The sequence below is a fragment of the Mesorhizobium sp. M5C.F.Ca.IN.020.32.2.1 genome (assembly GCF_004023105.1).
GTDB lineage: Bacteria > Pseudomonadota > Alphaproteobacteria > Rhizobiales > Rhizobiaceae > Mesorhizobium > Mesorhizobium wenxiniae.
Genome location: NZ_RZSX01001081.1, coordinates 1 through 1,850, shown reverse-complemented (window position 1 = coordinate 1,850; position 1,850 = coordinate 1). Strand labels below are relative to the sequence as shown.

At 65.2% G+C, this 1,850-nt stretch carries 1 protein-coding gene and 1 pseudogene; both read right to left on the bottom strand.

What is annotated here, in order from left to right:
- Nucleotides 1–42 precede the first annotated feature (42 nt).
- Nucleotides 43–361, bottom strand: a pseudogene (locus tag EOA86_RS33055) (GNAT family N-acetyltransferase); the annotation flags it as partial.
- A 34-nt stretch (nt 362–395) separates the two neighbouring features.
- A partial coding sequence (gene uvrA / locus EOA86_RS33050) for an excinuclease ABC subunit UvrA (protein ID WP_128345405.1) occupies nt 396–1,850 on the bottom strand: 1,455 nt, incomplete at its 5' end.

Here is a 1,850-nt window from a genome sequence, read left to right as displayed (position 1 = left end):
TTTGTAGAGCGCGATGTTCCGCTCCATCTTCGCGTTGGTCTAGAGCCGCACCTCGGGCAGATGCCATAGGCGTCTGTTCGTCCGCCCATCTGAGTAGGGCGATGCCGAAACCTTTGCCCTGGAAGGCAGGGCCGACGGCCACGGAGAAGATCATTGTGTGGTCCGGGTGCCGCTCGATGACAATCTGTCCGGCCGGCTCGCCGCTGCTTTCCAGCAGCCAGACTTCGCCGCGTCCGATCCGCGGCGCATAGTCTTCGGTGATCGGCCGCGCGCCGAACAAGGCTGTGTAGGGCGCGTAGGCGGCGTCGGTCAGCTGGGCGACAGCGTCAAAATCACCGGCAAGCGCTCTTCTGATCTTCATTTGAAGGTTCTTCCAGACGCCAGCCAGTCCTCATTCACTCCGCCGCTTCGCGCTTGCCTCCGGGCCGCCGCTCCAGCAGTTCCCGCAGGAACTGGCCGGTGTAGCTGCGCTTCTCGCGGATGATATCCTCCGGCGTGCCGGACGCCACCAGCTCACCGCCGCCGTCGCCGCCCTCAGGGCCGAGGTCGAGCACCCAGTCGGCGGTCTTGATGACCTCGAGATTGTGCTCGATGACGACCACCGTATTGCCCTGGTCGACCAGCTCGTGCAGCACTTCGAGCAGCTTGGCGACGTCGTGGAAATGCAGGCCGGTGGTCGGCTCGTCGAGGATGTATAGCGTCTTGCCGGTCGCCTTGCGCGACAGCTCCTTGGCGAGCTTGATGCGCTGCGCCTCGCCTCCCGACAGCGTCGTCGCCTGCTGGCCGACATGGATGTAGCCGAGGCCGACCTGCTTCAGCGTCTCCAGCTTGTCGCGTACGCCGGGCACCGCGGCGAAGAAATCGACGCCCTCCTCGACCGTCATATCGAGCACGTCGGCAATCGACTTGCCCTTGAACAGGACGTCGAGCGTCTCGCGGTTGTAGCGCTTGCCATGGCAGACGTCGCAGGTGACATAGACGTCCGGCAGGAAGTGCATCTCGATCTTGATGACGCCGTCGCCCTGGCAGGCCTCGCAGCGGCCGCCCTTGACGTTGAACGAGAAGCGGCCCGGCTGATAGCCGCGCGCCTTGGATTCCGGCAGGCCGGCGAACCAGTCGCGGATCGGCGTGAAGGCGCCAGTATAGGTGGCGGGATTGGAGCGCGGCGTCCGTCCAATGGGCGACTGGTCGATATCGATGACCTTGTCGAGGAACTCAAGGCCCTCGATGCGGTCATGATCGGCCGGGTGCTCGCGCGAGCCCATGATGCGGCGCGACGCCGCCTTGAACAGCGTTTCGATCAGGAAGGTCGACTTGCCGCCGCCGGAGACGCCGGTGACGGCGGTGAAGGTGCCGAGCGGGATTTCGGCGGTAACGTTCTTCAGATTGTTGCCGCGCGCGCCGACGATCTTCAGACGCCGGTTCTTCTTGGCTTCGCGCCGCACGGCCGGCGTAGCCACTTCGAGCTCGCCTGACAGATACTTGCCGGTGATCGAGGCCGGGCTGGCCATGATCTGCTGCGGCGTTCCCTGCGCGATGATGTGGCCGCCATGGATGCCGGCGGCCGGGCCGATGTCGACGACATAGTCGGCATGCAGGATGGCGTCCTCGTCATGCTCGACGACGATCACCGTGTTGCCGATGTCGCGCAGGTGCTTCAGCGTGTCGAGCAGGCGCGCATTGTCGCGCTGGTGCAGGCCGATCGACGGCTCGTCCAGCACATAGAGCACGCCGGTGAGGCCGGAGCCGATCTGCGAGGCCAGGCGAATGCGCTGGCTCTCGCCGCCCGACAGTGTGCCGGAATTACGCGACAGCGTCAGGTAGTCGAGCCCGACATCGTTGAGGAAGCG